The following is a 13514-nucleotide window of genomic DNA, read 5'->3' as shown; positions in this document are numbered from 1 at the left end:
CAGCGAGGCCGACACAATTCCGATGCCAACGGTACCGTAATATTGCACGATGTTTATCTGCGTCACCGGCGGTACCGGATACGTCGGCGCGCACTGCGTACGCGCGCTTCTCGCCGACGGGCACCGAGTGCGTCTACTCGTCGCCCCCCATGACGAAGGCGCACCTGTGTTGCAGCGGTTCGCCGACGTGGGCGACATCGAACTGTTGGCCGGTGACGTTCGGGACCGGCCAACCATAGACGCGTTGCTCGACGGCTGCGATGCAGTACTGCACGGCGCCGGCGTGGTCGGCACCGACAGCCGTCGCAGCGCACTGATGTGGGAGATCAACGCCTACGCCACCGAAGCGGTGCTGACCCGCGCCGTCGACGCCGGCCTCGACCCAGTGGTGTCGATCAGCAGTTACAGCGCGCTGTTCCCGCCGCCCGACGGCGTCATCGGCCCGGACACCCCGACGAGCGCGGGACGCAGCGACTACGCGCAGACCAAGGGCTATGCCGACCGCGTCGCCCGACGACTCCAGGACCAGGGCGCACCCGTCGTCGTCACCTACCCCTCGAGCGTGGTCGGCCCGGCGTTCCACACCGCGCCCGGCGTCACCGAACGCGGTTGGGCACCGATCGCGCGGTTCGGTATCGCGCCCAGGTTGCGCGGCGGCATGCAGATGATCGACGTTCGCGACGTCGCCGACGTGCACGCAGCGATCATGACGCCGGGTCGGGGACCTCGCCGCTACGTGTGCGGCGGCACCCTCGTCGCGTTCAACGACATGATCTCCGCACTCGAGCGGGGCTCCGGCCGGCGATTCACCCGAATCCCATTGAGCCCTGGAATGTTTCGTTCGGGCAGCAGGATCGCCGAGGCGATGTCGATGATCGTTCCCATGGGTGACGGTCTGAGCTACGAGGCTGCGCTGCTACTGACCGCAGCGACCCCGACAGACGACTCGACCACGATCCGCGACTTCGGCTTGACCTGGCGTTCACCCGTTGAGGCCATCGTCGCGTCGTTCTCCCGACACCGCGTCGGTGAGGATGCCGGAGATGCGGGCGTGTAACTCGTCGGTGTCGTCCTCGACGCCGACGATGGTGAGAAAGAGAGCCGCCCCGGCGGCCATCGCCATCACCGCACGAGCATCGCGTTCGTCGTCCTGACCGTCGGCGAAGAGGGCGACAGCCGGTCCGCTGAACGTCTCCCACAACTGCCTGCGCAAATCGTCGTTCTGCGACATCGCGAGCAACAGGCCCGGCACCGCAGCCCGCACCTCGGGACGGGAAAACAGCTCACGGCTACCGCGCACCACCCAGTCGACCCAGCCGCGCCGGTCGGTACCGGCGAAGGGCGCCAGATCCGGTGTCGCGCCCAGTATCGCGTGCAGCACCAACTCCGCCTTCGACGACCAGCGGCGATTCAGACTCGATCGGCTGACCCCGCTACGTGCGGCGATCTGTCGCAGGCTGAGGTCGTCCCAGCCGATTTCCACCAGCAATTCGCGGGTGACGGTGAAGACCCGCTGCTCGATCGACGCGTCGCGCGGACGTCCCGCTGATCTGGCACCGGCCACGTCCGCAATTGAACCCCACCAGCGCAGAGCCAAGCCGACGCGCGCCCCGACATTTCGCTAATAGGCTGTTGGCCCTGTCGGGTACTCACTAGCATGGCAAGAGCGACTCCTCGCACATTTTCGTTGAAGGAGGTCCTTTGACCGCCGAAGCGCCCCCAGTTGGCGAACTGAAGGCCCGCCGGCCGTTTCCTGAGCGGATGGGCCCCAGAGGCAACCTGATCTACAACCTGATCACGACGACCGACCACAAGCTGATCGGCATCATGTATGTGGTCACGTGCTTTGCCTTCTTCTTCATCGGCGGGCTGATGGCGTTGCTGATGCGGGCCGAACTCACGGCCACCGGCCTGCAGTTCTTGTCCAACGAGCAGTACAACCAGCTGTTCACCATGCACGGCACGGTGATGCTGCTGTTCTATGCGACCCCTGTCGTGTTCGGCTTCGCCAACCTGGTGCTGCCGCTGCAGATCGGCGCCCCCGATGTGGCCTTCCCGCGGCTCAACGCCTTCTCGTTCTGGCTGTTCCTGTTCGGCGGTTTGATCACCCTTTCGGGGTTCATCACCCCGGGCGGGGCCGCGGACTTCGGTTGGACCGGCTACGTGCCGTTGAGCAGCGCCATCCACTCCCCTGGCGCGGGCGGTGACCTGTGGATCTTCGGCCTCGGGGTGGCCGGCCTCGGCACCATCCTGGGCGCCGTCAACATGATCACCACCGTCGTGTGCATGCGTGCACCGGGGATGACGATGTTCCGGATGCCCATCTTCACCTGGAACATCATGGTCACGTCGATCCTGGTGCTGCTGGTGTTCCCGATCCTGACGGCTGCGCTGTTCGCGCTGGCCTACGACCGCCACCTCGGTGCGCACGTCTACGACCCCGCGAGTGGCGGTGTGCTGCTGTGGCAGCACTTGTTCTGGTATTTCGGGCACCCAGAGGTCTACATCGTGGCGCTACCGTTCTTCGGCATCGTCACCGAAATCGTGCCCGTCTTCGCCCGCAAACCGGTCTTCGCCTACACCACGTTCGTCTACGCGACGATCGGTATCGCGGCGTTGTCCATGGTGGTGTGGGCGCACCACATGTTCGCCACCGGCGCCGTGCTGCTGCCGTTCTTCGCGTTCACCACATATTTGATCGCGGTGCCGACAGGCATCAAGTTCGTGAACTGGATCGGCACGATGTGGCGAGGCCAGTTGACCTTTGAAACACCGATGCTGTTCTCCATCGGCTTCCTGCTGACCTTCGTACTCGGCGGCGTCACGGGCGTGATCTTGGCCAGCCCGCCGCTGGACTTCCACGTTCACGACTCGTATTTCGTGGTCGCGCACTTCCATTACGTGCTGTTCGGCACCATCGTGTTCGCCACCTATGCCGGCATCTACTTCTGGTTCCCGAAGATGACCGGGCGAATGCTCGACGAGCGGCTGGGCAAGCTGCACTTCTGGCTGACGTTCATCGGCTTCCACACCACGTTCCTGGTGCAGCACTGGCTCGGCGACGAGGGCATGCCGCGGCGCTACGCCGACTACCTGCCCACCGACGGCTTCCACACGCTCAACGTCGTGTCGTCGATCGGCGCGTTCATCCTGGGCATATCGGTGCTGCCGTTCACCTGGAACGTGTTCAAGAGCTGGCGTTACGGTGAGCCGGTTCTTGTCGACGATCCGTGGGGTTACGGCAACTCGCTGGAGTGGGCGACGTCCTGTCCGCCGCCGCGGCACAACTTCACCGAACTGCCGCGCATCCGCTCCGAGCGACCCGCCTTCGAGCTGCACTACCCGCACATGGTCGCCCGAATGCGCGCCGAATCCCACGTCGGCAGACATACCGACACCGAGGATTCACCGAAGGGCGCCAACGCGCGCCCCGAAGCCGACCGCAGCAGCTGACCGTCTCGGACGGCTACGTCGCGTCGGCCTTCAAGTCCTCTGCGGCGTGCATCCCGTACGGGACCGCCTTGAGCAAGGTCACGGTGGCCGTGTCCCCGCTGGGCAAGGTGTAGGTGCGCTGTTCACCCGGGCGGGCACCGACAATCGCCGAGCCCAACGGCGATTGCACCGAATAGACCTCGATTTCGGCGTACTCGGCGCCGCGCACACCAAGCAGGAACGTCTCGGCGTCGTCGTCGTCGTCGAAACGCACCGTCACGACCATCCCCGGTTCGGCGATCCCGTCATTGGGCGGGTCCTCGCCGACGACGGCGTTGACCAGCAGATCGTGGATCTGCTGAATCCGGGCCCGACGGGCGCGCTGGATCGCGGCGGTGTTCTCGTCGCTGCCTTCCTCGTCGTCGGCGACCTCATCGGTGAGTTGCTGCAAGGTGGCCAGTTCTTCCTGGAGCCGCTCGTGCGCCTTCGGGGTGATCCAAAACGTTTGGGAAGATGTCATTTTCGTCCTTTCAACCGTGGTGTGAGAAGAGATGGATGTCGTCAGATCGGAGTGAGCGCCTACCGCCGTCCGTGACGACGCGACCGCCCGTGGCGGGCGAAGGTCGCTGGCTGCGCCGGCTACCTGCCGGTTCGGCGCAGCGGATCGAACTCCCGCAGGACTTCGGGTTGTTTACCGGTGGTGATGTGTTCGGAGAGCAACCGGCCGGTGATCGGCCCGTGTGCCAACCCCCACATCCCATGGCCACCTGCGACATACACGCCACGCGACACTTCACCGATGAGCGGTCGGCCGTCGGGCGTTACCGGCCGCGGTCCCACCCAGACAGCACGGCGCTCGGCCCATCGCACACCGTCGAGCAGAGGACTCGCCGACGCAACGATCGCATCGACGCGTTCGTCGACCACCCCGTCATCGGGATCGCGGAACTCCATGGTGCCCGAGACCCGCAGCGCGCCTTGATAAGGCGTACATGCCACCCGTGCATCCGGCAGGTAAATCGGGCCGACCACCGGACGGTCGACAGGCACGGTGAACGAGTAACCACGGCCGGCCTGCACGGGCACCCGCAGCTGGGCACCCACCAGATGTGACAGCCAAGCGCCCGTGGCGATCACCGCCGCGTCCGCGGTGAGCACGTCGCCGCCTGCCGAGGACACCTTCACTCCGGCCGTCAAACTGTCAACGTCAACAACATCGTTCGTCACGATCGACGCGCCCCGCTCAACGACGGCGCGCCCCAGGGCGTGGACGAAGCGGCCGGGATCGACGAAACGCTGATGGTTGATGCTCAGCCCCGCGGTGACCACCGGGGATACCAGCGGTACCTGCTCGCGCAGCGCCTCCCCCGACAGCCCGGTGACGTGCAGTTCCTGTCCAGCCTTTTCGAGCTCACGCATTTCGGCAAGCATGTGCTCGGCGGCGCGGGTGCTGCGGAACACCGCGGTGAGCGGCGCATCGGTCACCGGCGCGTCGACCCCGTTGGCCACCAGCACGTCGAACGCTTCGATGGCTTCCTCGTTCAGCGGGACGTTCGCCCGTACCGCGCGCCGCCAGGTCGATTTACGACAGCTTTTCGCGAACTGCATCAGGAACGCCACGAGCGTGCGGTCGGCGGTGAATGGAATGTGCAGCGGGGCAGTCTTGTCCAGCAACGACCGCAATCCGTACCGCAGCACCCCGGGCGAGTTCAGCGGCAGCGTCAACGCGGGAGAAACCCATCCCGCGTTGCCCCAAGAGGAGCCCGCAGCGACACCGCTGCGGTCCACGACCGTGACCTCGACCCCGCGCTCCTGGAGGAACCACGCGGTCGACAGCCCGACGATGCCCGCACCGACGACGATCGCCGATCGGGGCCCGCCGTCTAACCGGTCGCCGCCGCCCATCAATACCTCCACAGCTGAAAAATCTGCTCGTACCCTCCATCATGGCCGCCATCCGCGACCAGGCCATTGCCCGGAATCAACAACGCTGCGCTGCCAGGTTGTGGCGATCCAACAACGTCGGCGGTGAGTTTGCTTCGCACGGCAAAAGCGTGGTCGGAACCGTCTTTACCCGTTGCCGCGCGGTTCGGGTCCGCCGCTGGTGTGCTCATCGAGCCGATGGGCCTCGGTGGCCGCAAGTTCGATCATCATCGCCAGCCGTTTGCCGGCGTCGTCGAGTTGCAGATCGGTGACCTCACCCATCTTGCGCAGTCGGTACCGCACGGTGTTCTCGTGCACCCCGAGCCGACGGCCCGCCTCAGCAGGATCGCCGAGGGCTTCCAACCAGGCGCGCAACGTCGCCACGTAGCCGGTGGCGTGCGCCTCGTCGTGCCTGCGCAGTTCGGCCACAGGGCCGCGGTCGGGTGAACGCCCGGCCAGAGCCGCCGTGCGAAGCCGCTGCAGCAGGATCTCGTCCCACGATTCGTCGTAGGCCGGCGGCGCAGTGTCGACCGAGCAGGTCTGGTGTAGCGCCAGGCACTCGTCGGCTTCTTGGCGCGCCGCGGGCAACTCGGTGAGGTACGCGGGCTTGCTGATCCCTGCCGACAACGTGACCGGGTCGGGCAGCGCCGCGCGCAGACCGGCGACCCATCGCCGGGCGGCGTCGGCGTCCTCGCCGGGCAGGATGGTGTAGACGGTGTTACCCGCCAATGCGCTGCGGCCAGGGCGCGACCAACCGAACCCGGTGGTGGCGCGGTCGAATGCCAACAGCAGCGCGGCATCTCGTTCTGCGCCGTTGACCGCCTGAATCGCGATGACGCGCAACGGACCGGATGAGAAGCCCAACCTGCTGACCGATGATGTGGTGTCCGCGCTGCCCTCGAGCAGCCGTATCACCAATTCAGACTCCACCTGCCGTTCGAGGTCTGCACTGGCGCGCGACCGCAGCAGATGCAGGGCCACCGTGCGGGCGCCGTCGACCAGCGCCGCGCGCGCCTGACCTTTCAGCGGCGCGGGGCACGCGACCCAGACTGAACCGAGAAGTTCGCGCCCGGAGCGCACTGCCACCACCATGCGGCCGGTCACACCGTGCTCGGGATGCGCACCGATGTACAACGGTTCGTCGGAGGCCGCTAGATGCGGATAAACCCCGCGGGTCCTGAAGAATTCCTTCAGCCGGTCCGGTGCTTGGCGGTCCATGATCGTGGCTGTGCGCGCGGGGTCGGCGTTCTGCTGATCTCTGGAGTAGGCCAACACCCGCAACAGCTGGTCCTCGATGACCACCGCGCCGCCGGTGGCGTCTGCAAGGCTGTCGGCAAGTGCGAACAAATCTGTTGGGCCGCGCCCGGATTCGGTTTCTCGGCCCTCCAGCACCAGGCCGTAGACCACCGCCGCCAGCTCGCTCCACGACACGCTCGGGTCGACCACCATCACCGCGACACCTTCGGCCATTCCGGAGAACGTGGCCTCGTCATCGCCGCTGCGCAGCAGGACGACCACCGCTCGAGCCGAAACAGCCCACCGCACAGCTTCTTTCACGGACCGGGCGCCGATGGCCAGCAGCACGTCACCGATGACGGTGCGGCCGCCGGCCACCTCGTGCATCACGACACTGCCCAGTTCTGTGGACCGCGGCACCGGGCAGAAGCGCAAGCGAACCCCGTAGCTGCCCAGCACGTTGACCAGCCGGTCTAGCGTGACCACACGTTCTCCTTAGGCCCAGCCGGTCACGTCGGCTCGGCGAGTTCGCCTGTCGGTGACGTAGAGCCTACTGTCCGTTGGGCCGTAGCCGCACCGAGAACGCTCAGCGCGCGCCGCGCACCAACCGGCCGGGTCGGGCACCGGTGTCGACGCCGTCGCGCCTCGTCACCGCACCGTTGACGATCGTCGCGCGGTAGCCGGACGCGCCCTGCACCAGACGGTTGCCGCCTGCGGGCAGGTCGTAGGCCATCCGAGGGGCATGCAGCGTCAACGTGTTCATGTCGATCACGTTGATGTCGGCCTTCTTGCCGACGGCGATCGTGCCCCGGTCCGAGAGCCCGAACAGCTGTGCGGTGTCGTGGGCCTGTTTGCGGATCAGATATTCCAGCGGCAGTTGTTTGCCGCGGTGGCGGTCGCGGGCCCAGTGCGTCAACAGGAACGTGGGATAGGACGCGTCGCAGATCATGCTGCAGTGCGCGCCGCCGTCCGACAGTCCCAGAACGCCTGCGGGATGGGTGAGCATCTCGCGGATCGCGTCGTGATTACCGTCGGCGTAGTTGTACAGCGGCAGCAAAAGCATTGCGGCCGCGTCGGATTCGAGCATCAGATCGTACATGGTCGCCAGTGGGTCCGCACCGCGTTCGCGGGCGATGGCGGTGACCGTGCGATCGGGGGTGGGTTCGTAGTCGGGCGGCTCGCCGAGGGCGTAGAGCCGGTCCGCCGAATGCTGCGCGAACGCGAACATCCCGTCGAATAGCACGTTCGGGTCAGCGGGCAGATCGTCCTCGGCCAGGATCGCCGCCTTGACGGCGGGATCGGCGAGCCGGGCGGCGAGCCCTTCGCGGCTGCATTCGGCCTTCAGCCGCCGATAGGTCGGCCGGTGGGTGAACGCATGATGGCCGGGAAAGCCCAGCAGCATCCCGAACGGACGCGCCGCGATCTGCGGGTACAGCCGGCTGCCCGCGTCGTGGGCGGCAGCGCTGATCTCGAGCTGTTCGCGCCACAGGTTGGGGTCGGCGTCGACCTGGATCAGCGCGAAGCTCAGGGCGCAGTCGATTTCGGCGCCCAGCCGGCGCATCCAGTCGAGCTCCTTTCTGGGCGCGACGATGTCCTCGCCCGCCGCGCCCTGCGGGGCGAGCTCGAACACCGACGCACCGCCCGCGGCCATCGCACGTCCGAGCGCGAACAGTTCGTCTTCGGCGGCGAAGGTGCCCGGCACGGGTTCGCCGTCCATCGCGCGGTGCGCGAGCGTGCGTGACGACGAGAAGCCCAGCGCGCCTGCCTCTGCCGCCTCCTGCACGAGCCGACTCATCGTCGCGATGTCCTCCGGAGTGGCGGGCTCATTGCGCGCACCGCGCTCCCCCATCGCATACGCGCGGACGGTTCCGTGGGCGATCTGGCTGCCGACGTCCACCGCCAGTTCGCGTTCACCGATCACGTCGAGGTACTCGGCATAGCTCTCCCAGCCCCAGCTGATGCCTTCGGACAGCGCGGCACCCGGAATGTCTTCGACGCCCTCCATCAGCTCGATAAGCCATTCCTCGCGGCCGGGCCGCACCGGGGCGAAACCGACACCGCAGTTACCCATGACGACCGTCGTCACGCCGTGATTGCTGGAGGGTTCGAGCAGATCGTCCCAGCTGACCTGACCGTCGTAATGGGTGTGGATGTCGACAAAGCCGGGCGCGACGATGTTTCCGGTCGCATCGAGCGTTTCGCGCGCGACACCTTCCAGCGGCGGGTCGTGCGGGCCACGGCGGCGCACTTCGACGATCTTGCCGTCCTGGACGCCGATGTCGGCCTGGAATCGGTCCGCACCGGTTCCGTCGACGACCGTTCCGCCAGTGATTTTGAGATCGAACACGATTCACTCCTCGGGTGCCCTACCGGCCGCTACAGTGGCAATGTAACACCGTTACAGGCCGATGTCGTAGACTTCAGACAGGCAGGACGCTTCCATGACGACCCAGACCGAGCGCACTCCAGATCGCGCCGGTCCCGCACCCCGTAACCGGGGCGACGATGCGATCGGCGCGCCGCCGCGGCGCCCCACCCTGGTACCGGCCGAGCGGTACTACTCGGCGGCGTTCGCAGCGCGCGAAGCCCAGCGGTTGTGGCCGAAGGTGTGGCAGGTGGCCTGTTCCGTCGACCACGTGGCCGAACCCGGCGACTACTTCGAATACCGGTGCGGACCGTACTCGGTGCTGATCGTGCGCGGCGACGACGGCGAGCTTCGCGCATTTCAAAACGTGTGCCGCCATCGCGGCAACACGCTGTGCGCCGGAACGGGTTCGGGGCTCAGCGAATTGAAATGCGGCTACCACGGCTGGACATGGGAGCTGTCCGGGGCGCTCAAACGGGTACCGAACCGCAAAGGTTTCGGCGCGCTGCGGATGTCGGAACTGCCCTTGCACGCCGCCGCCGTCGACGTCTGGGAGCGCATCGTCTTCGTCAACCTCGACGTCGACGCGATGCCTCTCCTCGAATACCTGGAACAAGTACCGTCAGACATCGTGTGGAATACGCTGAGCGACTTCCGTTGCTACGCAACGATGACCATCGAAGTGGATGCGAACTGGAAGACCATCGCCGACGGGTACAGCGAGACGTACCACATCCAGACACTGCACCCAGAGCTTCGCTCGTGCATGGACGACGTCCATGCCCCCCAGGTGATCTGGGGCCACACGGGCAAGTCCGAGCAGCTGTACGGCGTGCAGAGCCCACACATCAAAGAAACCCTTTCGAGCCGTGAAGTGTGGGATGCCTACGTCTACACACAGGGCGCGTTGATGGGTGTCGAGGAGGGCACTCCGCTGCCCGACGGCCGCCCGTTGCCCGGCGAGTCGGTGGCCGAGGTGATCGCCGAGCGTACTCGGGCGTTCGCCGCGCAGCGCGGCGTCGAATTGGGTTGGGCGAGCACCGATCAGCTGATGCAGCTGCACCAGTACAACGTCTTTCCGAACATGACGCTGCTGACCAACGCCGACCACCTGACGATCATGTCTTCACTTCCGGGCGCCGACCCGGACCACGGTGAGCTGGTGATGATGCTGTGGACGCGGATGCCACCGGGCTCACCTCGGCTGAAACCCGCCGACGTCCGGATGACGGCCGACGAAGCCCATCCCGGGGTGGTGCTGACCCAGGACATCACCGTGCTGCCCGGAATTCAGCGCGGTCTGCACCAGCCCGGGTTCACCCACCTGACCCTGTCCAACGAGGAGCGGCGCGTGATCAACATGCACCGCAACCTCGAACGTTATCTGGACCTTCCAGAACCGGATCGCATCACCGGGGGTGAGGCGCCCTGACCGGCGGTAAGGCCGACGGCGGACGCGGCCAGGACAACGTCAGCGCCGAGGCGATTCTGGAGACCGCGGCGCGTCTCATCGAACTCGACGGCGTCGACGGGTTGACGATGCGCCGCCTGGCCGAGGAGCTCGGGGTGGCCGTCACCTCGATCTACTGGCACGTCGGAGGACGAGACAAGCTGCTGGACAGCCTCGTTGGCCGTTTGCTTCGCCAGATGGCACAGCTGCCCGTCGAAGGCGCCACACCCGTTGACCGCATCGCGTCGCTGGCGCGCGCACAGCGGCGCGCCCTGATCGAGCGGCAGCATCTGCTCGCGGTCGCCCACGAACGCGACCGTACCCCGCTGTTGTTCCTGCCGATCCAGCAGACCCTTGCCGTCGAGTTGGCCGAGCTCGGCGTGACCGGCACCGACGCCGCGTTGTTCCTTCGCGCCGTGCAGGTGCACGTCATCTCCTCGGCGGTAATGCAATTCACCGCTGTGCGCGGTGCCAAGCACGAGGAAGAAGATCCGACGCTATGGGGTGACGATTGGCCCGACCGCGAACTCGTGGCCGCACTTCGGTCACCCACCGACTATGACGCGGTGTTCGAGTACGGTCTCGATGCACTGCTGGCGCCGTTGCGAAAAGGAGATGGATGACCAGGTTCGACGCCAAGGGCGTACTCGTCACCGGTGCGGCATCGGGCATCGGAAAAGCCACTGTCGAGCGACTGCTCGCCGAGCAGGCCACCGTGGTGGGCATCGATTCAGTGCCCGACACAGCGCACTCCGGTGCTGATAGGTTGACCTACCGCCGAACCGACGTGCTCGACGCCGACGCGGTCGCCGCGGCGGTGGCGGCCGTCGTCACCGCGGTGGGCCGACTCGACGGCGTGGTGCACTGCGCCGGCGTTGCCGGCGGCGGCCCGATTCACCTGCTGCCCGACGAAGAGTGGGACCGGGTGGTCGACGTCAACCTCAAGGGCACATTCGTCGTGCTTCGCGCCGCCCTGAGCCAGATGATGCAGCAGAGCCGGATCGGAGGCGAGCGCGGTGCCGTCGTCACCCTGGCAAGTATCGAGGGCCTGGAGGGCACCGCAGGAGGCAGCGCTTACAACGCCTCAAAGGGCGGCGTCAACCTGCTCACCAAGAACGCAGCGATCGACTACGGCCCGAGCGGAATTCGGGTCAACGCGATCTGCCCGGGCTTCATCGAGACGCCGATGTTCGACGCGGTCCTCGGCATGCCCGGGATGGAGACACCGCGCGAGGCGTTGCGCCACGAGCACAAGCTACGCCGGTTCGGCCGCGCCGAGGAAGTCGCCGCCGTTGCGGCGTTTCTGTTGTCCCCGGACGCGAGTTTCGTCAGCGGGCAGACGATCGCGGTGGACGGCGGCTACACGGCCGGACGCGATCACCACGTCACCGAGCTGATGGGCCTGGCAGAGAACTAGCGGGGCGCGAACACCGGAACGAAGACGGCGTCGTCGTCGACGTCGTGGCGTTCGAAGCGCACCTCGACAGGTAAGCCGATGCGCACCGAATCCGGGTCGCAGTCGACGATATTGGTCGCGATGCGCAGATCGGCCTGTTCGACGAGTTCGACGATCGCCACCACGTACGGCACCGGCACTGCGGGGTTGAACGGTTGCTGGTTGACGGTGTAGCTGAACACGGTCGCCTGACCTGACACCGGTTGCGCGACGAGCGGTCCGCCGCACTCGGGGCAATCCGATGCCGGAGGGTGCACCCACATCGCGCATCCGGTGCACCGGGCGATGAGCAGTTGGCCGTCGGCTCCGCCGGTCCAGAAGGCCCGATTGTGTTCGGTCAGCACGGGCAGAATGCGCGCGGGAACGGCGGGGGTGGCGTCGTCGGGCATGACAAGCAAAGTACATTCCGGACAGCGGTCGTTACAAAAATGGAGCCGGATGAAACGGATGGTCACCCGATGAGCCACTTCGAGAAGAACGCGATCATCAGCGGTCTGGGCATCTCACGGGTCGGCCGGCGCACCGGAATACCTGGGCTGGATCTGACCCTGGAAGCCGCCCGGGGGGCCGTCGAGGATGCGGGCCTGACCACGAATGATATCGACGGCATCGCTTCGCTCGGCGATGTGGCGCTGGCCGACGTGAACACCGCGCTCGGAGTCGATGTACCCAACTACACGTCCGGGTTCGACACCGGCGGTCTGCTGACCCCGGTGATGTCAGCCTGCCTCGCGGTGTCCGAGAAGCGGGCCCGCCATGTCCTCGTATATCGCACGGTTCAGATGCTGGGCGGCACGATGACCCAGTCACCGCCGTCATCAGCACCCAACCCGCTGGCCAACCCGCCCGCAGCGCCGCGCACGCCCGGAACACGCAGGCAGCTCAAACCTTTCGAGGATATCGACGAGCTGTTGGCCGCACACGCCTACTCGGCGGCCAACTGGTTGGCGATGCACTGTCGGCGACACATGGAGCTCTACGGGACAACCAAAGAACAGCTGGGCTGGTTGGCGGTCAACAGCAGGCGCAACGCCGCGCTCAACCCCCGCGCGGCCTACCGCGAGCCGATGATGATGGACGATTATCTGGCGGCCCGTCCCGTCTCGACACCGTTCGGATTGTTCGACTGTGACGTGCCGGTCGACGGGTCGATCGCGGTGGTGGTCTCACCTGCCGATTACGCGCGCGACTGCCCGAATCCCGCTGTCGCAGTGGAAGCTATCGGCGGCTCGTACGGTCTGGGTGGCTGGTTTCATCGCGACGACTTCCCGAAGATGGCCTCGGTGGACGCGGCCGCCGAGATGTGGTCGCGCACGGAGCTCACACCGGCAGATGTCGACGTGGCCGAACTCTACGACGGTTTCACGTTTCTCACGCTCGCGTGGCTGGAGGCGCTGGGGTTCTGCGCCGACGGCGAAGGCGGTCCGTTCGTGCAGGGGGCGGCCCGCATCGCGCTCGACGGTGAGCTGCCGCTGAATACGTACGGCGGCCAGCTGTCTGCAGGGCGGATGCACGGCTACTGGCTGGTACACGAAGCATGCCTGCAGCTGCGCGGTCAAGCCGGTGAACGCCAGCTGCCCCGACGGCCCGAGGTGGCGGTCGCCGCGGCAGGGGGCGGGCCGATCGCCGGTTGCATGCTGCTGACTTGTTGA

Annotated in this window: 12 protein-coding genes; 6 read left to right on the top strand and 6 right to left on the bottom strand. The window is 66.5% G+C overall.

What is annotated here, in order from left to right:
• Window positions 1–49: 49 nt before the first annotated feature.
• The gene (locus ABQF13_RS24855) at window positions 50–1057 is read left to right on the top strand and encodes an NAD-dependent epimerase/dehydratase family protein (protein WP_448395468.1); all 1008 of its coding nucleotides are present in this window, start codon (window positions 50–52) and stop codon (window positions 1055–1057) included.
• On the opposite strand, the gene ABQF13_RS24850 is transcribed toward ABQF13_RS24855, so the two are convergent.
• Window positions 983–1564, bottom strand: a complete 582-nt coding sequence (locus ABQF13_RS24850) for a TetR/AcrR family transcriptional regulator (protein WP_448395467.1) — start codon at window positions 1562–1564, stop codon at window positions 983–985. The two genes, ABQF13_RS24855 and ABQF13_RS24850, sit on opposite strands and share 75 nt — an antisense overlap.
• A 137-nt stretch (window positions 1565–1701) precedes the next feature.
• On the opposite strand from ABQF13_RS24850, the gene ctaD reads away from it, so the two are divergent.
• The gene (gene ctaD / locus ABQF13_RS24845; RefSeq protein WP_448395466.1) at window positions 1702–3453 is read left to right on the top strand and encodes an aa3-type cytochrome oxidase subunit I; all 1752 of its coding nucleotides are present in this window, start codon (window positions 1702–1704) and stop codon (window positions 3451–3453) included.
• A gap of 13 nt (window positions 3454–3466) precedes the next feature.
• Here the strand turns inward: ctaD and ABQF13_RS24840 are convergent, their stop codons facing one another.
• The 4 genes from ABQF13_RS24840 to ABQF13_RS24825 all read right to left on the bottom strand — a co-directional run bounded on the left by ABQF13_RS24840 (window position 3467) and on the right by ABQF13_RS24825 (window position 8938).
• Window positions 3467–3952: a GreA/GreB family elongation factor gene (locus tag ABQF13_RS24840; RefSeq protein WP_448395465.1), complete on the bottom strand. Its 486-nt coding sequence runs from the start codon at window positions 3950–3952 to the stop codon at window positions 3467–3469.
• A 119-nt stretch (window positions 3953–4071) separates the two neighbouring features.
• Window positions 4072–5337 (bottom strand): NAD(P)/FAD-dependent oxidoreductase, encoded by a 1266-nt coding sequence (locus tag ABQF13_RS24835; RefSeq protein WP_448395491.1) that lies wholly within the window; start codon window positions 5335–5337, stop codon window positions 4072–4074.
• Window positions 5338–5502: 165 nt separating this feature from the next.
• A complete protein-coding gene (locus ABQF13_RS24830) occupies window positions 5503–7077 on the bottom strand; it encodes a PucR family transcriptional regulator (protein WP_448395464.1) in 1575 nt (524 codons plus the stop codon).
• Between the two features lie 100 nt (window positions 7078–7177).
• The gene (locus ABQF13_RS24825; protein ID WP_448395463.1) at window positions 7178–8938 is read right to left on the bottom strand and encodes an N-acyl-D-amino-acid deacylase family protein; all 1761 of its coding nucleotides are present in this window, start codon (window positions 8936–8938) and stop codon (window positions 7178–7180) included.
• Window positions 8939–9032: 94 nt separating this feature from the next.
• Here ABQF13_RS24825 and ABQF13_RS24820 point away from each other — a divergent pair, with 94 nt between their 5' ends.
• Genes ABQF13_RS24820 through ABQF13_RS24810 form a run of 3 tightly spaced genes read left to right on the top strand, consistent with a single transcriptional unit; the run spans window position 9033 to window position 11823 of the window.
• On the top strand, window positions 9033–10388 hold the full coding sequence (locus tag ABQF13_RS24820; RefSeq protein WP_448395462.1) for an aromatic ring-hydroxylating oxygenase subunit alpha: 1356 nt from the start codon (window positions 9033–9035) through the stop codon (window positions 10386–10388).
• A complete protein-coding gene (locus tag ABQF13_RS24815) occupies window positions 10385–11029 on the top strand; it encodes a TetR/AcrR family transcriptional regulator (protein ID WP_448395490.1) in 645 nt (214 codons plus the stop codon). The genes ABQF13_RS24820 and ABQF13_RS24815 overlap by 4 nt, the downstream gene beginning before the upstream one ends.
• The gene (locus ABQF13_RS24810; RefSeq protein WP_448395461.1) at window positions 11026–11823 is read left to right on the top strand and encodes an SDR family NAD(P)-dependent oxidoreductase; all 798 of its coding nucleotides are present in this window, start codon (window positions 11026–11028) and stop codon (window positions 11821–11823) included. Before ABQF13_RS24815 ends, ABQF13_RS24810 begins: the two co-directional genes overlap by 4 nt.
• Here the strand turns inward: ABQF13_RS24810 and ABQF13_RS24805 are convergent.
• Window positions 11820–12251, bottom strand: coding sequence for a Zn-ribbon domain-containing OB-fold protein (locus ABQF13_RS24805; RefSeq protein ID WP_448395460.1), 432 nt, complete (start codon window positions 12249–12251; stop codon window positions 11820–11822). The two genes, ABQF13_RS24810 and ABQF13_RS24805, sit on opposite strands and share 4 nt — an antisense overlap.
• A 69-nt stretch (window positions 12252–12320) precedes the next feature.
• On the opposite strand from ABQF13_RS24805, the gene ABQF13_RS24800 reads away from it, so the two are divergent.
• Window positions 12321–13514, top strand: coding sequence for a thiolase family protein (locus ABQF13_RS24800; protein ID WP_448395459.1), 1194 nt, complete (start codon window positions 12321–12323; stop codon window positions 13512–13514).

Source organism: Mycolicibacterium sp. XJ879 (assembly GCF_053483935.1).
This window is presented reverse-complemented; position numbering and strand designations above follow the sequence as displayed.

Bases quoted from the DNA above. Each gene is read 5' to 3' on its own strand.
- ABQF13_RS24855 (WP_448395468.1), top strand. From the start codon at position 50: ATGTTTATCTGCGTCACCGGCGGTACCGGATACGTCGGCGCGCACTGC.
- ABQF13_RS24840 (WP_448395465.1), bottom strand. From the start codon at position 3,952: ATGACATCTTCCCAAACGTTTTGGATCACCCCGAAGGCGCACGAGCGG.
- ABQF13_RS24835 (WP_448395491.1), bottom strand. From the start codon at position 5,337: ATGGGCGGCGGCGACCGGTTAGACGGCGGGCCCCGATCGGCGATCGTC.
- ABQF13_RS24820 (WP_448395462.1), top strand. From the start codon at position 9,033: ATGACGACCCAGACCGAGCGCACTCCAGATCGCGCCGGTCCCGCACCC.
- ABQF13_RS24810 (WP_448395461.1), top strand. From the start codon at position 11,026: ATGACCAGGTTCGACGCCAAGGGCGTACTCGTCACCGGTGCGGCATCG.
- ABQF13_RS24805 (WP_448395460.1), bottom strand. From the start codon at position 12,251: ATGCCCGACGACGCCACCCCCGCCGTTCCCGCGCGCATTCTGCCCGTG.
- ABQF13_RS24800 (WP_448395459.1), top strand. From the start codon at position 12,321: ATGAGCCACTTCGAGAAGAACGCGATCATCAGCGGTCTGGGCATCTCA.